The organism is Ruegeria sp. CDSA079 (assembly GCF_059612245.1).
Map to the genome: position 1 here is coordinate 1 of NZ_JBXWQF010000037.1, position 22,065 is coordinate 22,065.

Annotated in this window: 20 protein-coding genes and 1 pseudogene; 11 read left to right on the top strand and 10 right to left on the bottom strand. The window is 53.4% G+C overall.

Annotated features, from left to right (window positions below; translation table 11 throughout):
• The 3 genes and pseudogenes from AC2FJZ_RS21635 to AC2FJZ_RS21645 form a co-directional block, all read right to left on the bottom strand.
• A partial coding sequence (locus tag AC2FJZ_RS21635; RefSeq protein ID WP_496780255.1) for a M10 family metallopeptidase C-terminal domain-containing protein occupies positions 1-1,607 on the bottom strand: 1,607 nt, incomplete at its 3' end.
• A gap of 885 nt (positions 1,608-2,492) precedes the next feature.
• A pseudogene (locus tag AC2FJZ_RS21640) lies at positions 2,493-3,221 on the bottom strand (ISNCY family transposase); the annotation flags it as partial.
• A gap of 335 nt (positions 3,222-3,556) precedes the next feature.
• On the bottom strand, positions 3,557-4,435 hold the full coding sequence (locus tag AC2FJZ_RS21645; RefSeq protein WP_496780257.1) for a LysR family transcriptional regulator: 879 nt from the start codon (positions 4,433-4,435) through the stop codon (positions 3,557-3,559).
• Positions 4,436-4,531: 96 nt separating this feature from the next.
• Between AC2FJZ_RS21645 and glyA the strand changes: the two genes are divergently transcribed.
• Both glyA and AC2FJZ_RS21655 read left to right on the top strand, forming a co-directional pair.
• Entirely contained in the window at positions 4,532-5,842 is a 1,311-nt protein-coding gene (gene glyA / locus AC2FJZ_RS21650; protein WP_496780259.1) for a serine hydroxymethyltransferase, read from the top strand.
• A gap of 450 nt (positions 5,843-6,292) precedes the next feature.
• Entirely contained in the window at positions 6,293-6,502 is a 210-nt protein-coding gene (locus AC2FJZ_RS21655; RefSeq protein ID WP_496674071.1) for a hypothetical protein, read from the top strand.
• 297 nt (positions 6,503-6,799) lie between these two features.
• Here the strand turns inward: AC2FJZ_RS21655 and AC2FJZ_RS21660 are convergent, their stop codons facing one another.
• The 3 genes from AC2FJZ_RS21660 to AC2FJZ_RS21670 form a co-directional block, all read right to left on the bottom strand.
• Positions 6,800-7,063 (bottom strand): hypothetical protein, encoded by a 264-nt coding sequence (locus AC2FJZ_RS21660; RefSeq protein WP_496674068.1) that lies wholly within the window; start codon positions 7,061-7,063, stop codon positions 6,800-6,802.
• Positions 7,064-8,127: 1,064 nt separating this feature from the next.
• Positions 8,128-9,345 (bottom strand): HlyD family secretion protein, encoded by a 1,218-nt coding sequence (locus tag AC2FJZ_RS21665; RefSeq protein WP_496780261.1) that lies wholly within the window; start codon positions 9,343-9,345, stop codon positions 8,128-8,130.
• Positions 9,342-9,722 carry a hypothetical protein gene (locus tag AC2FJZ_RS21670; RefSeq protein ID WP_496780263.1) on the bottom strand — a complete coding sequence of 127 codons (381 nt, stop codon included), beginning with the start codon at positions 9,720-9,722 and terminating at the stop codon, positions 9,342-9,344. The genes AC2FJZ_RS21665 and AC2FJZ_RS21670 overlap by 4 nt, the downstream gene beginning before the upstream one ends.
• 397 nt (positions 9,723-10,119) lie before the next feature.
• On the opposite strand from AC2FJZ_RS21670, the gene AC2FJZ_RS21675 reads away from it, so the two are divergent.
• The 5 genes from AC2FJZ_RS21675 (at position 10,120) to AC2FJZ_RS21695 (ending at position 14,476) form a co-directional block, all read left to right on the top strand.
• Positions 10,120-11,127 (top strand): helix-turn-helix domain-containing protein, encoded by a 1,008-nt coding sequence (locus AC2FJZ_RS21675; protein ID WP_496780265.1) that lies wholly within the window; start codon positions 10,120-10,122, stop codon positions 11,125-11,127.
• A gap of 152 nt (positions 11,128-11,279) precedes the next feature.
• A complete protein-coding gene (locus tag AC2FJZ_RS21680; RefSeq protein ID WP_050605898.1) occupies positions 11,280-11,570 on the top strand; it encodes a glycine zipper domain-containing protein in 291 nt (96 codons plus the stop codon).
• Between the two features lie 424 nt (positions 11,571-11,994).
• Complete coding sequence (locus tag AC2FJZ_RS21685; RefSeq protein WP_496780267.1) at positions 11,995-13,377, top strand: cytochrome ubiquinol oxidase subunit I; 1,383 nt, start codon at positions 11,995-11,997, stop codon at positions 13,375-13,377.
• Positions 13,377-14,378: a cytochrome d ubiquinol oxidase subunit II gene (cydB, locus tag AC2FJZ_RS21690; RefSeq protein WP_496780269.1), complete on the top strand. Its 1,002-nt coding sequence runs from the start codon at positions 13,377-13,379 to the stop codon at positions 14,376-14,378. Before AC2FJZ_RS21685 ends, cydB begins: the two co-directional genes overlap by 1 nt.
• On the top strand, positions 14,375-14,476 hold the full coding sequence (locus AC2FJZ_RS21695) for a DUF2474 family protein (RefSeq protein WP_157054289.1): 102 nt from the start codon (positions 14,375-14,377) through the stop codon (positions 14,474-14,476). Before cydB ends, AC2FJZ_RS21695 begins: the two co-directional genes overlap by 4 nt.
• Positions 14,477-15,428: 952 nt before the next feature.
• On the opposite strand, the gene AC2FJZ_RS21700 is transcribed toward AC2FJZ_RS21695, so the two are convergent.
• Genes AC2FJZ_RS21700 through AC2FJZ_RS21710 form a run of 3 tightly spaced genes read right to left on the bottom strand, consistent with a single transcriptional unit; the run spans position 15,429 to position 17,614 of the window.
• On the bottom strand, positions 15,429-15,893 hold the full coding sequence (locus tag AC2FJZ_RS21700) for a CoA-binding protein (protein WP_496770747.1): 465 nt from the start codon (positions 15,891-15,893) through the stop codon (positions 15,429-15,431).
• Positions 15,894-15,896: 3 nt separating this feature from the next.
• Positions 15,897-16,262, bottom strand: coding sequence for a 2Fe-2S iron-sulfur cluster-binding protein (locus AC2FJZ_RS21705; RefSeq protein WP_172677913.1), 366 nt, complete (start codon positions 16,260-16,262; stop codon positions 15,897-15,899).
• Positions 16,259-17,614 carry a selenium-binding family protein gene (locus tag AC2FJZ_RS21710; RefSeq protein ID WP_496780272.1) on the bottom strand — a complete coding sequence of 452 codons (1,356 nt, stop codon included), beginning with the start codon at positions 17,612-17,614 and terminating at the stop codon, positions 16,259-16,261. Before AC2FJZ_RS21710 ends, AC2FJZ_RS21705 begins: the two co-directional genes overlap by 4 nt.
• Positions 17,615-17,684: 70 nt before the next feature.
• On the opposite strand from AC2FJZ_RS21710, the gene AC2FJZ_RS21715 reads away from it, so the two are divergent.
• The 3 genes from AC2FJZ_RS21715 to AC2FJZ_RS21725 all read left to right on the top strand — a co-directional run bounded on the left by AC2FJZ_RS21715 (position 17,685) and on the right by AC2FJZ_RS21725 (position 19,615).
• Positions 17,685-18,446, top strand: coding sequence for an IclR family transcriptional regulator (locus AC2FJZ_RS21715; RefSeq protein ID WP_050605472.1), 762 nt, complete (start codon positions 17,685-17,687; stop codon positions 18,444-18,446).
• Between the two features lie 96 nt (positions 18,447-18,542).
• Positions 18,543-18,896, top strand: coding sequence for a putative quinol monooxygenase (locus AC2FJZ_RS21720; RefSeq protein ID WP_050605471.1), 354 nt, complete (start codon positions 18,543-18,545; stop codon positions 18,894-18,896).
• A gap of 506 nt (positions 18,897-19,402) precedes the next feature.
• On the top strand, positions 19,403-19,615 hold the full coding sequence (locus tag AC2FJZ_RS21725) for a eukaryotic translation initiation factor eIF-2-beta/eIF-5 family protein (RefSeq protein WP_050605469.1): 213 nt from the start codon (positions 19,403-19,405) through the stop codon (positions 19,613-19,615).
• 188 nt (positions 19,616-19,803) lie between these two features.
• Here the strand turns inward: AC2FJZ_RS21725 and AC2FJZ_RS21730 are convergent, their stop codons facing one another.
• Positions 19,804-20,211 (bottom strand): (R)-mandelonitrile lyase, encoded by a 408-nt coding sequence (locus AC2FJZ_RS21730; protein ID WP_496669295.1) that lies wholly within the window; start codon positions 20,209-20,211, stop codon positions 19,804-19,806.
• Between the two features lie 276 nt (positions 20,212-20,487).
• Here AC2FJZ_RS21730 and AC2FJZ_RS21735 point away from each other — a divergent pair, with 276 nt between their 5' ends.
• Positions 20,488-21,234 (top strand): hypothetical protein, encoded by a 747-nt coding sequence (locus tag AC2FJZ_RS21735; protein ID WP_496780274.1) that lies wholly within the window; start codon positions 20,488-20,490, stop codon positions 21,232-21,234.
• Positions 21,235-22,065: the final 831 nt, after the last annotated feature.

The window sequence follows — 22,065 nt, forward strand, 5'->3', positions numbered from 1 at the left end:
GTTGTCGGTCCAACGGCGTCAATCGTGTTTGTGGTGTGTCCGATTGTGTTGTCGTTGTTCAGGTCGACGTTATAAAATGCCTCAACATCCACGATATTAGACACGGTGCTGCTGCTGATATACTGGCCGGAGGCATCAGTGAGCCATTCACTGTAGGATCCATCAGTATTTTTCCACAAAACGCGATAGCCACCACTCGACGCTTCGGCGTGTATGGCTTGCCATCCAGCAATCGAGTTTGCTCCGACACCCTGACCGTTGTAAATCAGGCCGATGTTCGCACCACCTGCGTCCAATACATACAGGCCCTGTTTTGCATGTTTGAGCGTCGTTCCCTGGCTGTCGATATCTGACAACTGCATTTCCGTCGGGATACTTGCTCGGGTGTATGCCTGCGCAACATTTGAAAACTCGATCAACTCCACGTCACTCCCGACCGTGAAGGTAACTCGAGACGTTACATCGAGGAAATCGTATGAAGCTCCGTTGCTGATGAACAAGTAGTTGCTAGCGGCGCTGACAAACCTGATAGTGTCCGTTCCAGTTCCGCCGGAAAACGACCCCCCGTTTCGGTTCACAATCGCTATGTCATTGCCCTGATCTCCAAAGACCTGGTCAGATCCAGAACCATATGCCACGTGGATCGTGTCGTTGCCATCACCGCCATAGATCGTGTTATCGTTGGTTCCGTCAGACAGGGAATGAATTGTGTCGTGACCGTGGTTTCCCCGCAGGGTATTCTGGGCAGTGTTCCCCACGATAATATCGTCACCCCAACCGCCCGAAGCATTTTCAATGGTGACGCCATGCGCAATTGTGAAGCCGCCTTTGATACCTGTCGCGTACGACATGATGCCACCGCCAGATGTGCTATAGTCCAGCGTCGCAGGCCTTAAGTCTATATAGGCGTTGGCGCCGCCAATGTGCTGAATGGTATCGTTGCCGCCTGCGTCCCAAATCGCCATGTAGCCTGTTCCCGCTACGTTGGCCGAAGGCAACGTGTAAACATCGTTGCCGGTCTTATAAGACATGTTCGCGCCGTACATTGCCTGTAGTGCTGCGATATCAAGCGCACCTAACCCGGTGGAGCCGCCATAAGTTGCATTAACAGACAGGCTTCCGTTTTGCGAGGTCCACCCGTCATTGTAAGACATCACGGTATACACGCCCTGATTGAGGTTGCCGACCCCAAATGAGTTGAAGGCCGAAGTCACACCGCTCATCTCGGTTGTTCCCAAGCTGGTATCGTGTGGGTGACCAAGGCCTAATGCGTGGCCCAACTCATGGATTAGCGTGGTAAAGAAAAACCCGCCCGGATCGCCATTGCCGCCCAGACCTGCGGTAGCAGACCAATAGGCAGTATTGAAAGCGCCTTCAGATGGCCTCGAAGAGGGCGTGTAGTGGTAGCCAAGGGTATTTGCGCTGGAAAAAAAAGAGCCGGGGGCGATGACTTCGACAAGATCGGCGTTGCCACCACTGGTTTCGACAAAATCTATGTTGGCTACCGCTTCAATCGCAGCCAGAGCCTTGCGAAACTCAGCTTTGTATGCCGAGGTCCAAGCCTGTGATCCGTTTTTGGTTCCGAACTTATAGGTGATAACGGTCACGGTTGATGGATCACCGTCCCCATACGCATTGCCACCTTGAATCGCGCTGGTGGGAGAGCTTGAGGGAGGTTTTGGTATCGCGGTCACGCTAGCCATATTGCTGCCTTGAAATTAGTCGATTCTTTTCGCGCTATAGTTGCTTGCTCAAGATGTTTTTATTGTGGCAAGCCCAAAGAAAGTCCATGAAAACCAACACTCTACGAAACAGTTACAAATACGATCTTTCTCAATTGAGCTAGTGTTGCAGGAACACAATCGGCACGAAAGAACAGTCCATGTCAATCAGCCAAGGACATTGTTTTGCGAGACGCCTGTTTCACGCAATTGTGAACTCGGCCAAGGACGAAGCCATGCCGTACCTTGATGTGCGCTAAATCGACCCTGTGCGCGATACCAAATCCGCATTCCTGCCGATTGTTTGGGAAGGAGCCGCATCGCGCCTCCTACAGCGCCTTTTCCCGAAACACTTATATCGGTGCCGGTTTTTCACACGCTGGTTTAGCATGATGAAGGTTCGATAATGCGCAGATGCACCGGCGTTGGTATAGATTGTGGGGCGTCGCTCGCCGTTTGATCAAACGCTTGTCCGGACGTTATGAAAATACCGGAATTGTGCAGTTGGTAGTTAACTGTTCTTTTGCTTTGTAGGTTTTCGGCAGCGAAAAAGCTTCAGTTGTTTTAAGGCATACGGTTAGAGGCGCCAATAGTCCTAAACAATCATCTGTTGCAACCAAGTTGAAATGTCACTGGTTGTGCAAAGTAGAAATGTCCCAGGTGTAGAGGAACGGTAGCGAAGCCTGCCAGAGTGGAGACCTCCAACATCGGAGCTCTGGCCGGCTGCGCAGGCCTGCTTGCATTTCCGGTCTGCGAGGGAATTCCAGCCGGTGCTTCGGCGCAGATGACCTCGACGTTTAGCTCCGCCAGTGCGCGGCCGAATAGTGTCATGCCAGTCATATTTTTGTTGGGCTTGGGAACTCGAAAGACGGTGTGTTTGTCACTGTAGAAAGCGACGGGACGTCCATGCTTAAGCAGATAGCGCTCCAAGGCTTCGAAGTAGCTGAACGTGCTTTCGGAAGTCACAAATCGCAGCTCCATCAACGTGCTGGTCGCGTCATCAGTGAAGACGAGCAGGGTGCAGGGGTCGCTTCGATCCTCGAACCATCGGTGATCCGAACCATCAATCTGCATCAACTCGCCATAGCATTCACGGCGCAAACGCGGCTGGTGGAAGGTCCGTCGCTGCTTGCGCGACAGCCAAATCCCTTCTTCGACCATCCATTTGAGCAATGTCTCGCGTGAGACCTTGAACCCGCGATGTTAGGCAAAATTCTCAGCGGCCAACGTCGGCCCGAAATCCGCATAGCTTTCTTTGATCAACGCCAAGGCATAGTCGCGCTTTGCCTTGTGAATCCGATTGTTCGGAGGTTTGCCGCGCGCCTTGTGCCGGATCGCAGCTGCTCCATCCGCGCGATATCGCTTCAACAGCCGACACACTTGGCGCCCTGTCAGATCCAGCAGGTTCGCCGTATTATCAACTGTCAGCCGGCCATCATCGACCTGCGCCAACACCTCTACGCGGTTCAACTCACGCTCGCTCATCATCACCCAACCCATGTCCGCTCGCCCTCAATGACTTTTGAGGGTAGTGTGACATTCTTGAATTGCTCTTGGGTGACGTTTTTGCTTTGCGGCTACAGTTTAAAAACGCTCATAATCAACATTATGTTAAAGAAAGAGTGCCGACAATCAGCCTAGGAAACCGTCGTGCTGAGGGACCAGATCACTTTAGTATCTGCTCGTCAGTGAAAGCGGTCGTTTTCTTCTGACCGGCCTAGGCATGAAACACAATCCGCCATTGCCGCGAGAACTGGATAATGGGAGTGCATTCCGTAGTTACTCGCCCGGAGGAGACCGTGGGTGCAAAAATCGAACGGCTGTTGTGTCTCCACTCAATCCGACAACAAAGCGATGATCATATCGGTCTCGGGTCTTCGGCGCGATTGCGGTGGCACTCGGACCATTAGGGAAAGACCTGTTGGGCAGGGTTGCGCACGTGCAACCGCCAACGCATGGGATGTCAGAGCCTCTTCGAGCAGACACAGATGCCCCATCAACACGCCTGCCCCGGCCTTGGCCTCTTCGACTGCAAGACTATATAGCGAGAACTGCGGGCCTGCTTTGGCATCAGTCAGGCGGTTTCCTGTACTGATTGACCACGTGACCCAATCGTCTTTCCAGACCTGATCATGCAACAACGGGATATCCTGAAAACCGCTGACGCTCTGCACACGATCCAAAAGCGTCGGTACACAGACCGGAACGATGATGTCCTCACAAACGGCGATCTGGTCCGGCGACCCGTCCGGCGCGGCAAAGAAGATCGACAGATCGAACAACTCGCGCGACAGGCTTGGTGGGGTTTCCATCGCGGTGACCGAAAAGGCGATGTCGGGAAACTGCGCTCTGATTCTGCGCAGCCGTTTCGGGAGCCAGAGTTGGGCAACAGCAGGCAGGGCTGCGATGTGAAAATCGGCCTTGGGTTTGAGATTGCGTAGAGCGTGGGCAGCATCGGCGAGTTCGTCAAAGGCCGCTGAAAACCCATCGACCAGAGACTGTCCTTCGGGCGTCAGGTCGACCCCCTGCGCGTTGCGGCGAAACAGCGGTGTACCAGCCCACCCTTCCAGCGCTTTGATATGTTGTGAAATCGCGCCAGGCGTGACGTTTAACTCTTCTGCCGCCGCCACGAAGCTGACGTGCCGGGCCGCGGCTTCAAACGCGCGCATTGCGTTCAACGGGGGACCTTTGGGACGTTTGGGAGCGACGCTCATTGAATTAGCCGTAGTTTTTCTACGCCAAGAAATAACAATTCTGCTTTGCGATGTCACGCGGCAGTCGTCAGACTGAAGCAAACAGGAGGATTTCATATGACACTTGCACACAGAGACTGGGTGCCTGCCCACTGCGAAGCCCGGGTTCAGGACATCGTTGCACAAGCTGCATCGGCAACGTCTTGGGAACTGTTGGCCCAGATTACACATCTGGCGGAAGAAAACCGCCGTATCCATGAGGCCGAGTGCTTTAACCTGAACCCGGCGACAAATGTGATGAATCCCAGGGCCGAGGCGCTTTTGTCTTCGGGCATCGGGTCGCGCCCCTCGCTGGGATATCCGGGCGACAAATATGAAATGGGACTGGAGGCGATTGAAGTGATCGAGGTCATCGCAGCCGAGCTGTGTGCCGAGGTGTTTGATGCCAAGTTTGCCGAGGTGCGGGTGCCGTCGGGCGCAATTGCCAACCTCTATGGCTTCATGGCGACCTGCAGGCCAGGCGACACGATCATCGCACCGCCCGCATCGATTGGCGGGCACGTGACCCATCATCTGGCGGGTTGCGCCGGGCTTTTCGGGTTGCGCAGTATCGAGGCTCCGGTCAACGCGGACGGTTATACCGTCGATCTGGATCAATTACGCAGTCTTGCGAAGGCGGAGTGTCCCAAATTGATCACGATTGGTGGCAGCCTAAATCTATTTGAGCATCCCGTGGCTCAGGTGCGTGCCATCGCGGATGAAGTCGGGGCCAAGGTCATGTTCGACGCTGCCCATCAATGCGGCATCATCGCCGGGCGGGCGTGGTCCAACCCGCTGAAGGAAGGCGCGCATTTCATGACCATGAGCACCTACAAAAGCCTTGGCGGGCCTGCGGGGGGGCTGATCGTATCAAATGATATCGACATCGCTAAATCGCTGGATGCCATCGCCTTCCCCGGCATGACCGCAAATTTCGATGCGGCCAAGACCGCCGCACTGGCAGTCACAATGCTGGATTGGAAGGATTTTGGTGCGGCCTATGCCAAAGAGATGATCGATATGTCAAGAACACTGGCTCAGGCGTTGGACGCATTGGGCGTACCGGTTTTTTCCGGCGCAGGCGGATTCACTGACTCGCACCAGTTTGCCGTTCTTGCAGTGCCTTACGGTGGCGCCCAGGCAGCTTCCAAACAACTGCGTCAGAACGGCTTTCTGGCGTGTGGAATCGGTTTACCCGTCGCTCCGGTGGACGGTGACATGAACGGCCTTCGGATCGGCACACCGGAACTGGTCCGTTGGGGCATGACCACGGCTGATGCTGATCGCTTGGCCGAGTTGATCAAGCGCGGTCTGAGTGCCGAAAATATTCTGCCCGAGGTTTCGGCCTGGCGCACTGAATTTAACAGGCTGCATTTCGTGAATGCGTGACTGAAACGGTCTGTTGTACCATCGTTCTGGATTGCAGCGTTGTTGCGCTTAGCGGTCTTCAACGACGGCTGTGTGACCCTATAACGTTGGCCTTGCCATCATTTTGCAGGCGGTTGCCAGTGAAGCGTTACAAGCGACTACTTAGATCGGAGGAATATTGACAGCGCAGAGAGGCATTGGAGAATGCCCGAGAGGATCGACTCTGCAACCCTTTAAAATCAGACGCTTACACATATTGTTGGTGCGGGTGGAGGGACTTGAACCCCCAGCCCCGAGGCCCGTGAAAACAAGGCCTTAAACGGATGCTATTGGTCTCCGAAATGCCTCTCGTGGTGCCGGGGCGGAGAGATGGCAAAAATTCACTGAGTATTGGCAGATATTCGCATGCTTGGTGCGGTTGAAATACCCATGTAACGATCAGGGAGTTTCAGACAGAAAAGGAGTGAAAAAATGACCATTAAGCATTGGCTGGTACTGGCGTCCTTCTTTGTACTGGTCGGAGTTACATACGCATTGGGCGGTCCGTTCATCGCCGTCATGGTTTTTTGGGGCGTTGTCCTAACCAGTATGTTGCCTCTCGGAAAGAGTGTAGACCGCCAATCTGCAGTAGAAATTCAAAACAACAGCTCCCTGCGAGCTGATGCACATACAAAAGTGTAAAAATACTGTTCTGTCGGGCATCGGCATATCCTGGTGCCCGCTTACTAAAGTTGTTGCTATCTGAACTTGACCCAATCATCGAATGTTCTACTAATGCTCCCATGCGGAGCTGGCCCCGAACCATCCCTTTCGATCTTAAATGTAAGCTGGAACAGCTGCGTGAGTACCGCAGCGCTCCGTCCCTGCAAGATGATTGGGGTGCAGTGTTTGAATGGCTTAACGATCACGGAGTGGAACCGCTCGACCACCCGTTACCGACCGAACCAGAACAAAGTGGGCCGGTCGGTCATTTTTAGGTCAGTTGGTTTGGATTTCTTCAGCTTCCGCTTTACGGAAAACCATAAGCGTTACAAACAGTCCTCCAATCAACAGCATGTGACCGACCGCAGAAACACCAAATACAAAATAGCTGCCAACCATTAGTGAAAAGATTGCACTCCACATCCATGCTAATAGTTGCATTAGCATGTGAGCCGTTGGCAAAGAGTACTTTTTCAACGGGTTTTTGGTTTCATCCATCACCGAAGCCCAGGATGATTTTACGTCGAAACTTTTGGTCATGACTTATCTCCCTTCTATAAGGGGTACGGGTCGAAACTCGCTTCGGACCAAAAAACAAATGCCGTGACGTTTGCGGCGGAGTGCTTAGCCCACCAAAAATAACGCCGCATCAAGACGGGGCCAGTCAGTCCACGAAGGGTTTCAGTGGGAAGCTGAAACCATAATAAATACGCACCGTGCTGAAAGCTGGATTAAAAACTGCACCCCGCACGAAGGCGAGGTGCAGCCACTCACGAGACGATTCCGAATTGGGGACGCGAAATCATACAATTTACGGAGAGTGTTAGAGTTTGGATCAAATTGCCCGTACCGCAGTTCAGAGGCAGCGAACCAAAGTACGGGCATAGCCCAATTGAAAATAGACCGGACATACCTAGACTCGGCTCATCGTTGTTGGTGGATTAGATAGGTTCGACGAAAGCGTGCTGTTGAGCAACTCAACACGAAGATCGGCTACCAACTAAACTAAGAATGTAGATGCTGCTGTGGTGCAGATAAAACTAGCCGCCCCGAACAGGTTGACCCTCAATCTAAGGTATTAACTGACTGTGTTTTTGGGCATCGGCCTGCCCTGTTGCCCATCTGTTCATCCCAGTCAGTTCCCACTTAGATCAACGATGGGGTGCCGCTAAGTTTTATGGCCGAGACAAACCCTTCTCGTCTTTCCGCACGGTCAACCCAGCATCGCCAACCCGCCTGATGCCGATGCAGCGAAAATCACATTGATCGCTCGACCTTGCCTCGGCATTTCCTGCGGCAGCGCAGAACAATTTTTCCAAACCGGACATTCAAATCGCGGAAACGGGCCGAAACCCAATCCGGCCATTCGCTGCGCTCCCGTTCTATGTCTCACATGCGGACGAAACGGACATTCCGTGCTACTGTATGTGGTCGTCATTTTCCTGCAAGTGACGACCTGAGCAGACCTGCCAACCGTTCGCCGGGTAGCAGAAAGCTGTAACAGAAATCACATTATTTGCATGTGATCTGTCCCCAAAACAGAAGAAACTGCACCCAACGTTTATCGGGAGCCGTGTTATTTAAACAGGAGGGTCTTTGGGAAGTCAGGCGTGTCCACCGCCGATCAAGCCGATACCCGAAGTCAGACCGAACCAAGCTTTAACCCGCAGACCGACCGCCTTGATGATTCCCATAGCCTGGATCCCGTGGGCGACAAGTGTTCCTTCCATTTCACCTTCAAAATTGGTGGTGTAGGATTGGACGATGCAACCGCTACCTGGCACCAAAAGTTCGCGGTGTTCTGGGTGCACTAGATCGAGATGCACAACGATCTGACCCCGTTTCGCCTTTTCACTGGGCTCGATCAGGCGACCGCTAGGCGCTAGCTGACCCGAAGAAATCTGCTCCTGAATACGTACGATCCTTGCAGGAAGAACGGTGTTGCGCATCGAGATGTTGAAGTTACTTTCGCATGCCACCTCTGCGGCCATACCTTTGTACAGTTCGGTGCGAGAAACCTGTGAGAAACCGGCTACGATACGTCCTTTCTCTACATCTTTTCGGTCTGGTACGATCAGCATGGCGGGACTCATTGCAGCTTGCGCTGCGCGTGACCCAACGTTTAGGGTGACTTGTTCAACTACACCGTCGACAGAGCTGAGAGTCAGAGTCTTTGACAGCTCCACTTGAGCCTGCTTCAACGATGCACGCGCTGATGCAAGTTGGGCGGGCAGAACAGCAGTTGCCTGAACTTGTGCCACACCAAGTTGCGTTTCAGAAGCCTCAACCTCTGCTTCTCGAGTGCTCAAGGTCGCCTGCGCGCGTTCCAGTTGGCTTACTTGAAATGCCGCAGAGTCTTTTGCTCGAAGCGCCTCGTGGTCCATAAGCACCAACTCGGCCTGTTCTCTGGCGGTGATCGCGGCATCCAGAACGGCCTGCGCGGTCTGGACTTGCAACTCAGCTGCCAGTTTCGCGCTTTCAATCTCTTCAACTTTGCGCATCGAGAGATCTACAGCGGCTTGTTCCGACGCATTCTCGACGGCAAACAGTGGATCGCCCGGTTCAACATGATCTCCACCCTTTACGTAGATATCGGTCACTGTTCCGCCGTTCTCAGCAACAACCGGAACAGTTCTAAAGGGCACAAGGCCAGTGTAGGACTTGGGATAATAGTAGAATACAGCAAAGAACACGATCAGGGCCAGGACGAACCACATAAACAGCGCACGGTGAACATTGTACAGGGTGACTGGCAGCCCGCGCCATTTCAGATAGATCACGCGCAGGACAAACGGAAAAGATGTGACGAGCAGCTCAATCATTTTACCAACTCCTTTTTCGAAGGACGCCACCACAACATGAAGTCGCGAGCGATTGCTGTTAGGATTAGGGCGCCCGGCAGTAGACTGCTGAAGTGGCTAAGGGCAGGCATCAGCTCATAAGCCAAGGCTACGGTAAGCATCGTCGGAATAGTTGTACGCAGAGGAGTGCCGATTGATTTGTGTTCGGTGTAACGTTCAAAGCGTGCATAGAGGTGTACGACCAGCAAGATCGCAAGGGCGAGAACGACCAAGCCGACCCACGCGTAGGTGTCGGTTTGATTTGGCGCGACCCACCATCTGGGATCGCCGCCAGCGGCAAAGGCAGGAGTTGAGATGAGGCCAAGTATTGGCGCCATCAGGAACGCTAGTGGTTTCATAATTCAGGTCCTTTTATTTGCGCAGCCAAGCTGCGCGTGTAGATTTCGGTGTCTTGAGAACGTCAATTCTCGGTTGGTTGTTGTGCGGGTTCTGAGGGCTGTTCCTGCGGGGCATAGGGGGGATCCCAACGACGCCCGTTCGGTGTTTTCTCACCAAGTGGCGAAGTGTGCAGACCGTGGATGTGTTCCCCGGACCACTCTCGTTTGGCGGAGTTTTGGATTGCCTTCATTACGCGGTAGTACCTTGCGAAGTAGATCATGGTAGTTTCCTTTCTGATGACCGGGACCTAACCGTCATCGGGCCTGCGATCCTGAGGGTTCTGGACATTTGTTGTTGGCTTCTGGACAATTGCAGTGACTGCAGGGAGTTGCGTGCAATTCAGGGGAGGACGCAAAAGTGCCACGCATCAGCGCTTACAGACTGCAAAACGTCGGGCTGCGTTACTCGCAAGAACCCGGCGCGTGCATTCCGTTTCCTGAAGTCTTGGAAATGGCAGGGGCACCAATTGATATTGGCGGCAGCCCCGACGCCACTGTCGAGTTGCTGCATGAGGCGGGCGCAGTTGAAACTGCGTGCCGGGTTCTGGAAGATAAAACCTTTGCTGCTCGCGTGGGGCTATCAGCGCAGGGTCCCGGGACACTTCTGGCTTACATCGTCCGGGCAGCCGAAACGGTGGAAGACGCGCTGGCTTTGACGCAGCGCTTTTATGCAATTCAAGACCCTGACCTGCGCCTCGACGTCGTGGGTGCACCTGATGAGCCAAAGATCACTCTGGAGAGCAGTGTAATCCCGGCGCATCAATATCCTCGCCATCGCGAAATGCTGATATTCGGCCTTTATAAGCGCGTTCAACAAATCACCTCTGGCGGGCTTTCCCCGATCTCTGTCGAGTTGGAAACGGACGATGCCGAGCACTGCCGACTGCTGGCGGACTTGGCGGGATGTGAAGTCTTAGGCTTCAAGTCCGGATACGCCTTGGCGCTGCCTTCAAACGGCATGAGTTTTCGGATACCAACGGCAGACCCCACCTTATTGGGGCATTTACGTAGGCACGGGGAAGAGCAACTGAAGGCTCAGCCTGATGCAGTCCGCAGTCTGTCCGACCGCATTGTGGACATGCTCGGGGAGCGTCTTCCCGGGCCGATACCAAACGGCGACGATATAGCCGGAGAGCTTGGACTAACGCGGCGCACTATGACCCGGCATCTGTCGGCTGAGGGAACAAGTTTTAAGGCACTACTGGAAGGGGTGTTGTGCGACCTGTCCAAGCGGATGCTTCGTAGCGGCGAGGGTGTCGCTCGCGTGGCATTCATGCTTGGGTTCGCGGATCAGGCCGCCTTTTCAGTGGCATTCAAGCGATGGACGGGTGAAACGCCCGCTAGGTTCCGCAAAGCTGGCCGCTAGTAGCCCTTCCTCCTGCAGCGTGCGGGAGTGGAAGATGTCCAAGATCCACAAAACCTTGTCCCGCTTCCAAAAGAAAGCAGGCCATCGGGTCACCTAGTTCAATGGCACACAGCAGCCGCAATGGTTGCTGACCCAGAACAAGGATGAACCCTATGAAGACCTCGAAAAAATTCTTTATCGCCCCGATCTCAGGCGCCCTTCTGATCACCATGGCTGCTACAGCCCATGCTGACTACGTCACCGACAAAGCGATCAAAGGCGCAGTTGTCGGCGCTACTGTCGCCGGTATCGCAGGCGAAAGCATCGTTGGTGGCGCGGCCGCCGGCGCCGCAGTTGGCGCTGTGGGCGGTGCGATCCAGAAGGACAATTTCGAAGACGCGCAGGACGAAGCACAAGAGCGCCGTGACGATTTCAAAGAAGACCGCAGGGATTGGAAAGACTGAAACTCGACCGCCAGCACAACAAAAAAGGAGGAAGCAAAGCCCAACAAACCTGACTGGTCAGCACAAGCTCCCTTGAATATGCACCGTTAGCATCCAGACGCAACTTGGCTGACCAACCCCCACACAGAACTCGCACAGTTTCTGATAGGTTGCCATCCAGCTCATAAACGAGCCGGGTGGCAACTTTGTTTTGAGCCCTCGAACGCAACGCGTTTCCTGAAGGCGCGGGTTCAAATTTCAACCTCAGCCCCACCCAACGCGACCCGGGTTTTGTCCAAAACCCAAAAACAACCGTCCAGAACCCAAAGGACTGAAACAGGCAACGACCCCAAATCTGGCTCATCCGAACGACATCGGCGGGCCGGCAACAGACGCAACTCTGGTGAATGCCGCGCTTTGCAATCCAACGCCAAAGGAAACGGCAATGAACCTACTTGCAAACTTCGACGCAGAGACCCTGGCACGCATTCAGTTTGCCTTTACTGTGTCGTTTCACATCATCTTCCCAGCCTTCTCAATCGGCTTGGCAAGCTTCTTGGCCGTTCTCAATGGCCTTTGGCTATGGCGCAGCGACAGGACTTACCTCAACCTGTTCAACTACTGGAAAAAGATTTTCGCAGTTGGTTTTGCAATGGGTGTCGTGTCGGGCATCGTGATGTCGTACCAATTCGGCACGAACTGGAGCACATTCTCGGATACCGCAGGCCCTGTAATCGGGCCCTTGATGGCATACGAGGTCATGACAGCCTTCTTTCTTGAGGCAGGTTTCCTCGGCATTATGCTTTTCGGTCGCGAACGCGTCGGTCCCAGTTTGCACATGATGGCTACAGGGATGGTCGCTCTTGGCACTCTGATATCGGCTACGTGGATTTTGTCGGTCAATTCTTGGATGCAGACCCCGGCTGGGTTAGACATCAACGAGCTGGGGCAATTCATTCCCGTTAACTGGTGGGAGATCGTCTTCAGTCCGTCCTTCCCCTACCGCCTGATACACATGGTTCTTGCCGCTTACCTCACCACTGCTTTCGTGGTGGCCGGGGTTGCTGCCTGGCACTTGCTACGCCGCAATCGCACGGCTGAGGTTACCCGAATGTTCTCGATGGCAATGTGGATGGCCGTTCTTGTCACCCCTCTGCAAATCGTTGCCGGCGACCTTCATGGTTTGAACACGCTGGAACATCAGCCTCAGAAAGTGATGGCGATGGAAGGTCACTTTAACAGCCATCCCGAAGGTGCACCGCTGATCCTTTTTGGCATTCCGAACGAGGATGAAAAGCGTGTGGACTATGCCATCGAAATCCCGAAACTATCATCCCTGATCCTGAAACATGACCTAAACGCGCCGCTTGACGGGCTGGACACTATCCCTGACGACGAAGAACCCCCGGTCGCGATCGTGTTCTACAGCTTCCGCATCATGCTCGCTATCGGTTTCGCCATGCTGAGCGTCGGCTTGTGGTCGCTTATTCAGCGCGTTCGCGGCCGCCTCAACGAAGATCGCTGGTTGCACCGGACCTCCGTTCTGTTGGCGCCCAGCGGGTTTGTGGCGGTACTGGCCGGTTGGATCACCACCGAAGTGGGGCGCCAGCCGTACACAGTGTACGGGCTGTTGCGGACGTCGGACTCCCTTTCACAAGTGGATGGGCCCGCTGTCGCAGCGTCTCTGGTTGCCTTCATCGTCGTGTATTTCGCCGTGTTCGGAGCAGGCACGTTCTACATGCTGCGCCTCATGGGAAAACCACCTGTCGGAGGTATCCAGCAAAGTCACAAACCCATCGAAATCTCTACCTTGGCGGAGGCAGCCTAATGCTTGAACTTTCGACAATCTGGGCAGGTATCATTGCCTTTACCGTTCTGACTTATGTTATTCTGGACGGTTTCGACCTTGGAATTGGGATCCTATTTCCATTCGCGAAAACCGACAAAGATCGCGATGTCATGATGAACTCGGTAACGCCTGTATGGGACGGTAACGAGACCTGGCTGGTCATGGGCGGCGGAGGTTTGTTTGCTGTTTTCCCGTTGGCTTATTCCGTGGTGATGCCAGCTATCTATTTGCCCGTTATCGTGATGCTTCTTGCACTTGTCTTCCGCGGTGTTGCCTTCGAATACCGCTGGCGAACCGTGCGCGGGCGCTGGCTGTGGGATGTCGCGTTTCACGGTGGTTCAACCGTGGCTGCCTTCTGCCAAGGCGTCACGCTTGGCGCGCTGGTCCAGGGTATCCCGGTCGAAGATCGGCTGTATGCAGGTGGACAGTGGGATTGGTTGACGCCGTTCTCTGTCATGACGGGTGTGGCCTTGGTGATCGGATACGCATTGCTGGGAGCGACCTGGCTCAATATGAAAACCACGGGCGAGATACAGCGCCGGATGCGTTCTTATGCCCGCCCGCTGATGCTGATGACGCTTACGTCGATCGGTCCGGTCAGTCTTTTGACCCCATTCCAAGACCCGATCTATCTGATCAGATGGTTTTCCTGGCCCGGTGTTGTTTTCTCTGTGCTAGTGTCGGCTATCGTTGCTGTCATTGCATGGATGCTTGATCGCAGCCTGAGGGAACAGCGAGACTATCAACCCTTCTTCTGCGCCGTTGCTTTGTTCGTCGTCTGCTTCATCGGCATTGTGATCAGCTTCTATCCCTATATGCTACCCCCAAGCCTCACGATTGCTGAAGCCGCAGCGCCAGACAGCAGTTTGGCCTTTGCTCTGGTCGGAGCTGTCATTCTGCTGCCTGTGATCCTGGCTTACACCACCTACACATACTGGGTTTTCCGCGGGAAGATCGATCCAGAGGAGAGCTACCATTGAAACTGCTAAAGCAAGTTTTCTGGTTCGGCGCAATCTGGTTTGGCAGCGTCTTGTGCCTTGCTACTGTCGCTTACGCAATCAGGTTGTTCATCACCTGAAATCGCAAAGATACCAATGCTCGCGCGTCGGCATGTCCAGCTCGCGCAAACATTAGTCCAAGCGCAGAAAGAAACCCCGTTCCAGCTTACCAGATTCCCAATAACACGCGGCTTGCTGGGTCGTCTCATTTTTAATAATTCAAGGGGGCTGTGATGCTTTCTCGTCCAAAATCAATATCCGTGCAGTGGGATCAGATCGATCCGGCTCTGCCAACTCCACCTCAGCAAAAGAAACGTGGCGCTAGCCGCTCGTCTAGCATGTTGCCAAAGTTGCTAACTGGGCTTCTTGCTGCAGGGTTTGCGACCTTCGTTCTGTTGCCCTTCACCTCGGCCCTTACGGGAACTGCCACGAAAGACCTCTCCCCTGTTGTGGACATGTTACTCGCCCTGCTCTCTGCGCTTGTCGTTTTTGCTTCCACAGCCGCAATAGTACTGAAAGGGTCAACACTGCGGGCCGTCCTTGGGCGAGGATTGGCCTCCCTCGGCGCAGCGCTAATTATTTCGCCAGTGGGGATCGCGGTCCTGTTCGCACTATACCTACAAGACTGGGTATCAGTCGTAGCAGACACGTCTATCGAACAGGCGGGAAGAACAGCGGCATCCCTGTTTGGCGGTCTATTCGCCGTCAATGCCCTCGCAATCGGGTTGGCATTGGGATTTCTATCTTTTCTACTTGGGTTTAGCCTAATGCAAAGTCGTGCAAAGCCAATTGTTTCGCCTTAGGCGGGTGAACTTCCGTTTTGGACTCGAAGTGGTCATTCGCAGTTTTTTCCTAAGCGACCGCTTTGCGGACAAAGCGGCCTTTGGTTCTCCAAACAAATCGGTCATTTTTGGTTTTAGACTAGGCGGTTGTGTAGAGTGACAGGATTACTTGTCTTCTCTTCCGTAAGCTCAATATCTCAATTGGCACCCTCATTGGATGCTGAGGAGGCCGCTACCAATCGAATTCCCATCATATCTTTAGGTCCAGGCGCGGTTTCCAAAAAGGGCGGAAGAGTTCAATCTTGGGGCATCGGTTCATCACGACTTTAAGGCCCGCCGCTTCTGCGAGTTGCGCTGCTTTGTCGTCGTACACACCGATTTGACCCCAAAGAACTTTTGCCCCGATTGCGATAGCCTTCTCGGCAAAGGCATATAACTCTTCCTTCGGGCGGAAAACGTCTACCATATCAACATGTTTGTCGATCTCTTCCAGTGAGTGGTAGACTTTGAGCCCTCTAATTTCCGAAACATTCGGGTTAGGATTCACCGGTAGAATATCATAGCCGATTTCACTCAGCTGTCGCAGAACGCCATAGCTGAATTTCGTTTTGTCCGCGCTAGCCCCCACCATTGCAATAGTTTTAACCGACTGCAGGATGTCGGCGAGGTAATTGGGGTCGTAATCGTAGATGTGGTCGATATCTGCTTCGGGCATCGGTTAACCTTCCTTCGGCGTCGCAATGTCAGCCTTGAGTTCGTGGGGTTTGAGAGGGTCGAGAAACGGATTGCGGTACAGCTTGCCATGGCTCTCGACCCCGATCTCAAGCGTGATGTCGGATGTCGGACGTGCCACGCAAAGGATCACATAGCCGTTCGCGATTTGCCGATTATTCAGCGCAACCTGTCGGCGTTGATCGATCGCGCCAGTCTTTAGTTTTGCCGCGCAGGTAATGCAGCCGCCATACTTGCACCCAAAAGGCAAGTCGACGCCCTGTTCTCTCAGCGTTTCCAGAAGTGGGCGCCGCGCATCCACACAGTATTGCGCGCCATCTCTGTTCGCGATCGTCACGGTATACATAGTCATAGCCAGATGTCGCTTGTGCAATCACCGCCCGGATACCGGCTCTCGTGACAGCGCGATGGACCATTCGGTTCTTTGCCAAAGTCCACAATGAAATCCTCGTTGATCTTCATACCACTGTTTTCAGGGTCGCAATCGATCATCACCATAACCCCGCCCTTTTCGCGGATCTCGGGATAGAACTGGTTATCCCAAGTCGAGAACAGCGAGGTCGTGACATAAAGCCTTCGCCCGTCGAGGGAGAGCTGGAACATTTGCGGACCACCCGCGACCTCGACCCCGTTAACGATCGGAGCTTTACCCAAAAGGCCCCCCATAAACACTTGGCCGGTCAGCTTGGGATTATGCGGATCGGTGATGTCATACTGGCGCATATCTCCATGCAGCCAATTGTTCAGGTACAAGTATTTGTCGTCCATCGAAATCAGGATCGCCGACATAACCCCCGGCAACGGGATCGGCCATTCGGGGTGCATCTCGTTTTCCACGTCGATGATCTTTTCCCACCGCCACTTTTTAGCATCGTCTTGCCACCAATGGATCACATTGGTCGAAAGAGCTGCACCACAGAACCCATGCGTGCTGTCGGGGTCATGGTGGAACTTGACTTCCAGTGGCAACAGCCCGTCTTCACCTAAATAGAAGCTTTCGACCGGTTCGCGCTTTTCGAAATCCCAAAAATGCAGCTCCCGCCCATATTTCAGATGACCCACTTCTTCCAGATCGAAGCCCGGCATGAAGGTATTGGGCGCAGCCCATTCGGAACTGACCATCACGTTGTGGCGCGGTTGGTACCAGAAATCGTAGCCAAACTTTATATCGCCCATCGAGGTTTCCCAGCGACCGACGATGTTGAACTCTTTGTCGAGATGCAGATAGCCTCCAGGAGCTTCACCCTTGGCATTTCCAAGGAAGGAAATGATGATTTCCGAGCCCAAACAATGCACCGTATGCGGGCCCGATAAATCTGCCTTGGCCTTGATCTCGGCCCCGTCGATGACCTTATGCAACCGCGGCGCACGCGGGTCAGTGGCTGTATCAACGATGTGAAGGTTGTTAGAGCGTACGCCTGGCAGGATCAGGTATTTGCGGGACATCGAGCCGTCGTCGTGACAGGACGAACAGGCGTTCCACCCCATGTGGTGAAGCTCGTCCCCAATCCCCGGCATTTCCAGCCTATTGATTACCTGAGAATAGGTCGGGCTGTCAGGGTCTACATCCACTGTAGCAAGGTAATCAGGTTTCTGGATCCCTGTCCCGGTGTAGATGGCGATCGTGTAGAGTAGCTTTTCTCGGGTGGCTTTGATGGCTTCTTGCGGACTCTTGAAGCCCGGTCCACAGCATTGTCCATCCATCGTGTGCTCCTCCCTTGATTCCCTAAATTGTATCGTATATCGAAAACTTAGTTACCATAAAGTGAGAAAAATGCATCTCGAACGATTAGCGCTGATTTTGGAAATCGTGGGTCAAAAAGGACGTGCGTCCGTAGCGGATATCTGTGCCCAGTCCGATATACCTAAACCGACGACCTACAGGCTGGTTCAAGACCTTGTTTTGTCCGGCCTACTTGAATCACCAACCCGCGGTGAGTTCGCGATTGGGATTAGGCTAAAGCGTATCACGTTGAGCGATCACTCTGATCCCGCTCTTTTGCAGGTGATTGCGCCTGTCCTCTCTGGCGCTGCGAATGACTATGGCGCTGCGTTTTTCTTGTCTCGGCTACGGGGCCATTGGGTTGAGATTATTCATGTGGAGACACCGCAGACGGGCGTGTCTTTTCTTCATCCAGGTATGGGAAAACGACCAATGCACGCGTGCTCTTGCGCCAAGGCAATCGCCGCCGTGTCGCCTGAGCTGCTGTCTCAAGACCGATTGGATGGGCAGCTTAAGCGGTACACAGATCGCACGATTACAGACCCTAAGGATCTGGCCGCGGAACTCGATGTCATTCGAGCCAAAGGGTATGCCGTATGTGTTGAAGAGCTCGAGCGCGGGATCAGTTCTGTCGCAACAACGCTGACTAAGACAGGTGTTGGTGCGACGCTTTCAATCGGCGCTACGGCGTCTCTTCGGGTGTTTACACCTTCGAAGCGAGAAAAGATTGGTCATACACTTACCACAATGTCACACGAACTTGCACGCGCGCTAGGATGGGGTGAAGCAGATAAAGAAAGGATACCTGCTTAGGTTAATGGGTATCGCATTGCTGTAGGTTAACGCCATCCAGCAGGACAGGTGTGTTTTGCGACCTTCGCCGCTTTTAGGTCAATGAGGGAGACAAATATGGACGATGCAATGTTTGGTGGGTTCTTCGTGATCAACGTAAAACCTGAGTATCGGCAGCCCTTTTTGGACGCTAGCATCTTCCAAGCGCAAAATGTTGTCAGTGAAGAACCCGAAGTTTTCCAGTTTCATATTATGGTGGATGAGACAAACCCAAATCGTTTCTATTTCTACGAAGTGTTCAGAAACGAAGCCGCGGTCCAAGATCATTGGGAATCTGAAACCTTCAATTACTGGTTGAACACTGTCCGAAAGATGCTGGATGGTGAGATCGAACTTGTTGCCAGGATGCGCTCGCTTTTTCCGACGCCAAAAGGTTTCGAGGCGCAAAAAGCAAGCCTGCTACTATGGTAAAATTGACCGACGTTTGAGATTTTCGTCCGTGCGAGAACATTACGGGTTTTGGTGCTGGTCCGCTTTGGACTCGATGCGATCATGCGATGATATTTCGAGAGCGTCTTCGATGCGCTCGAAGCTGACACCCGACACAATTGACTGAACAGCTGCCAGCCTATTTTAGAGAAAAAGGGAATTTCGTATGAACAAATGGATTTATTTTGGGTTCGCATTGCTGGTTTCAGCCTGCAGCCCACCGCCCCAGGCTCCGTTGGTAACTGATGTGAACGGTCAGACTTCCATCCAAATCAACACAAGCGGGCTTACATGTTACGAGTCAACCTGTCTGGAGATCACAAGGGGCAGCGTTCGCGCGATCGGACACAAGAGAGCGCGCATCCCAAAAGATATCGATGTCAGCAGCGGGACCGTCACCCCAGACGAGTTCAAGCGGATGCGCCAATCAGCGATGTTGGCGGGCGGACCCGGTTCTGGCAATCGGTAAACAAAGGAGAGGTCGCGATATGTTCAACGATGACGTCCAGGCACGATGCCCAGAATGCGGATCGCAGGATACGGTGATTACAGGTGAGAAAGCTGCCTGTAATGCATGTGGGTACGAGGAGCCTTTTCTGCTCGATGAAGAGGTGCGCGACGGAGCGCATGACGTTGTGGCCAACGCGCAGAAAATGGCACGGGCGAGAGACGTTTTGCAGCGATGGGATTTTGCAGGGTAAATGGGTGGCTGAGGCGGCCAGAAATCCAGAAAAGTGAAAACACGCTGTAAGGGCCTTTCAGGGGCCAAACGAAGGCCGCGCTCCGGAGGCGAAAGATCCGTTACCTCCTTTAAATGGGCGTAGAATGGGTCAGGAAAGGCTCTAGAGGAGTCACTCCGCTGCGTCTTGCTCGTTAAGGCGCATGCGCTTCACTCTGCGCGCGCTGCGCTGTAATCCTCGTCTGAGACATGCTCCATCCAATCTGCAGTCTTGCCCTCGACGGACGTCTGCACAGCCAGATGGGTCATCGCGCAGTCTGGCGACGCGCCGTGCCAATGCCGCTCTCCTGGCGCGAACCACAACGTATCGCCAGGGCGCAACACCTGCACTGGCTGCCCTTCAGATCCAGCCAGGCCCAAGCCCGACAAAACATACAGCGTTTGACCGGCAGGGTGCGTGTGCCAAGCTGTCCGTGCGCCGGGCTCAAAAGTCACCGTAAGGATCTTGACCGGCGAGGGATCATTCCCTGTCACAACGGGATCAAAGCGGACCATACCGGTGAAATACTCATTGCCGGGAAATTGAGAGGGCCGGTCCCCGGCGCGGTGAATCTCCATGATGTGCTCCTTTGTTGCGCTGCTCTTGGGGACTTAGCAGAGTTCCGATTTTAAACCCAGAAGCGCGCCGGGTCGACGCGGCAATCTGAGCGCCATTGTCGAATGCCCATAGTGCGACTGGAACCGGTCATCGGTTTGAACAGGACCTACGGCCGAGTTGCGGACAAAGCGGCTTTGCCCATTGTAGCGTATTAGTGATATCCACATAACGTCGGCGTACATATCCTTCTGGCTATGCCGACCCTATTTCTGGAGGAGGTTCAAAAGCGACCAAAAATGAAGAGTTCAATATTTCGGAAAACCAGTGCCGCCTGCATTCTGGCCTTCTCCCTTTCTCAAAGTGGGGCAGCTGCAGAAAACGCCTCTAACCCACTTTCAAAAGGTCGGAACACTGATCTCAGAATTCAGCATACTGACGGAAATAGCGGTAAAAAAACAGACTATTTCATTGATGGAGCCTTCATGGCGCTAGACAATTTGAAGATCAAATACGAGCTTCACTACAACAATATATCAGCAAATGGGATGTCTTCCAGCGACTGGGAAAAGGCGCTCGTTAAATTGATATACTTCCCAACGGAGGGCTTGCTCAATGAGACTTGGGGGTACCGCGCGGCGGTGGGCCTCGACTGGATAGTTGAGTTTAGCAATGATGACCAAGGCATTGGGACAGGTTCAGATCAGCTCGGACCGTTCGTCGGGGTCGCCTTTGGAAACCAAGATACTGGTCTTTCACTTATCCCCTTGGTACAGCATTTCTTTGACTACAATGGCGATACCGACATCAGCCAGACGGTGCTCAGGTTAATCGCGCTACAACCCTTCGCAACCGACTACTGGGCCAAGTTGGATTTGAAAGTCCCATATGATTGGGAAGAAGATGCATGGTCTGGCTCTGCAGAAGTCCAGATCGGATACAACATCAACGAAGGCATCGCAGTCTACGGCGAAGCGCTTTTGGGAATTGGTGGCAACCGATCTTTTGACGAAGGATTTGGTGTAGGCCTTCGCTTCCGATACTGAACCTTTAGCCTTTTCCGACTTGGTCTCAGTAAACGTTGTTTGTTTATAACCGCTCAGGGCTCAAGGCGGCCATTCGGCTGAATTCAGTGAACGGCTTCTTTACGGACAAACCTGACTCAGAAAAGTCGATTAATCTCCTGACGCTCGTTTTGACATTAGAAAACCAGAAGCATTCACTCTCTCAATGTTTTGACGATAGTCGGGTTGGGCCTGCCTCCACCGCCCCAATACTCTTTATCAGGCTCTTGGTATCCAGCCTCTTCATAAATGTCATAGCTGCACACCCTGACAACAATGATTACGAAGAGTGCCATAAGGATAGCTCTGGCAGTTGGGGTTTGGAGTAAGTATTTCATTATTCTATTCTAATATTGCATGATTGATCTGGCAAAGAAGTCCTGCACCCTTTCATTCAGCCATCCAATAAAGCCAAACTGGACGAACGCGAACTGACACTGCTGGCTGCGTCAGGACAGATCGATTCCGTGGCGAACTTGGCGAAAGCGTCGCCCAACTTCTTTGGTGCAACAAAGAAACAAATCTGACCCTCGTATTGAGTGACGTAGCTGGGTGTATGCTCAAGGCACTTTCAAAGGATTGAGCTATTAACACCGATTTTGCGAGCGCTAACCGTCACAAAGTTGGCAGAAAGTGACGTACTTCTGGCAGAACCTCGCATGCCTACTTCGAGCGCATCACCCAAATCCAACGCGTAGATTGGAATGGAGATAGACGGATGCCGAATATCGAAAGACTAGGGTCAGGACCCATTGATTTTCGTTTTGCAGCATGATTCACGGTTCTAAAACTGAGCGGTGAACATGTCTGATC

What these genes read in the sequence shown, in the direction of transcription:
- AC2FJZ_RS21700 (WP_496770747.1), bottom strand. Translation starts at nt 15,893, where the DNA reads ATGCCCGAAGCAGATATCGACCACATCTACGATTACGACCCCAATTAC.
- AC2FJZ_RS21670 (WP_496780263.1), bottom strand. Translation starts at nt 9,722, where the DNA reads ATGAAACCACTAGCGTTCCTGATGGCGCCAATACTTGGCCTCATCTCA.
- AC2FJZ_RS21660 (WP_496674068.1), bottom strand. Translation starts at nt 7,063, where the DNA reads ATGACCAAAAGTTTCGACGTAAAATCATCCTGGGCTTCGGTGATGGAT.
- AC2FJZ_RS21655 (WP_496674071.1), top strand. Translation starts at nt 6,293, where the DNA reads ATGACCATTAAGCATTGGCTGGTACTGGCGTCCTTCTTTGTACTGGTC.
- AC2FJZ_RS21730 (WP_496669295.1), bottom strand. Translation starts at nt 20,211, where the DNA reads ATGGAGATTCACCGCGCCGGGGACCGGCCCTCTCAATTTCCCGGCAAT.
- AC2FJZ_RS21715 (WP_050605472.1), top strand. Translation starts at nt 17,685, where the DNA reads ATGCATCTCGAACGATTAGCGCTGATTTTGGAAATCGTGGGTCAAAAA.
- AC2FJZ_RS21645 (WP_496780257.1), bottom strand. Translation starts at nt 4,435, where the DNA reads ATGAGCGTCGCTCCCAAACGTCCCAAAGGTCCCCCGTTGAACGCAATG.
- AC2FJZ_RS21705 (WP_172677913.1), bottom strand. Translation starts at nt 16,262, where the DNA reads ATGACTATGTATACCGTGACGATCGCGAACAGAGATGGCGCGCAATAC.
- AC2FJZ_RS21735 (WP_496780274.1), top strand. Translation starts at nt 20,488, where the DNA reads ATGAAGAGTTCAATATTTCGGAAAACCAGTGCCGCCTGCATTCTGGCC.
- glyA (WP_496780259.1), top strand. Translation starts at nt 4,532, where the DNA reads ATGACACTTGCACACAGAGACTGGGTGCCTGCCCACTGCGAAGCCCGG.
- AC2FJZ_RS21685 (WP_496780267.1), top strand. Translation starts at nt 11,995, where the DNA reads ATGAACCTACTTGCAAACTTCGACGCAGAGACCCTGGCACGCATTCAG.
- AC2FJZ_RS21665 (WP_496780261.1), bottom strand. Translation starts at nt 9,345, where the DNA reads ATGATTGAGCTGCTCGTCACATCTTTTCCGTTTGTCCTGCGCGTGATC.
- cydB (WP_496780269.1), top strand. Translation starts at nt 13,377, where the DNA reads ATGCTTGAACTTTCGACAATCTGGGCAGGTATCATTGCCTTTACCGTT.
- AC2FJZ_RS21680 (WP_050605898.1), top strand. Translation starts at nt 11,280, where the DNA reads ATGAAGACCTCGAAAAAATTCTTTATCGCCCCGATCTCAGGCGCCCTT.
- AC2FJZ_RS21725 (WP_050605469.1), top strand. Translation starts at nt 19,403, where the DNA reads ATGTTCAACGATGACGTCCAGGCACGATGCCCAGAATGCGGATCGCAG.
- AC2FJZ_RS21720 (WP_050605471.1), top strand. Translation starts at nt 18,543, where the DNA reads ATGGACGATGCAATGTTTGGTGGGTTCTTCGTGATCAACGTAAAACCT.
- AC2FJZ_RS21710 (WP_496780272.1), bottom strand. Translation starts at nt 17,614, where the DNA reads ATGGATGGACAATGCTGTGGACCGGGCTTCAAGAGTCCGCAAGAAGCC.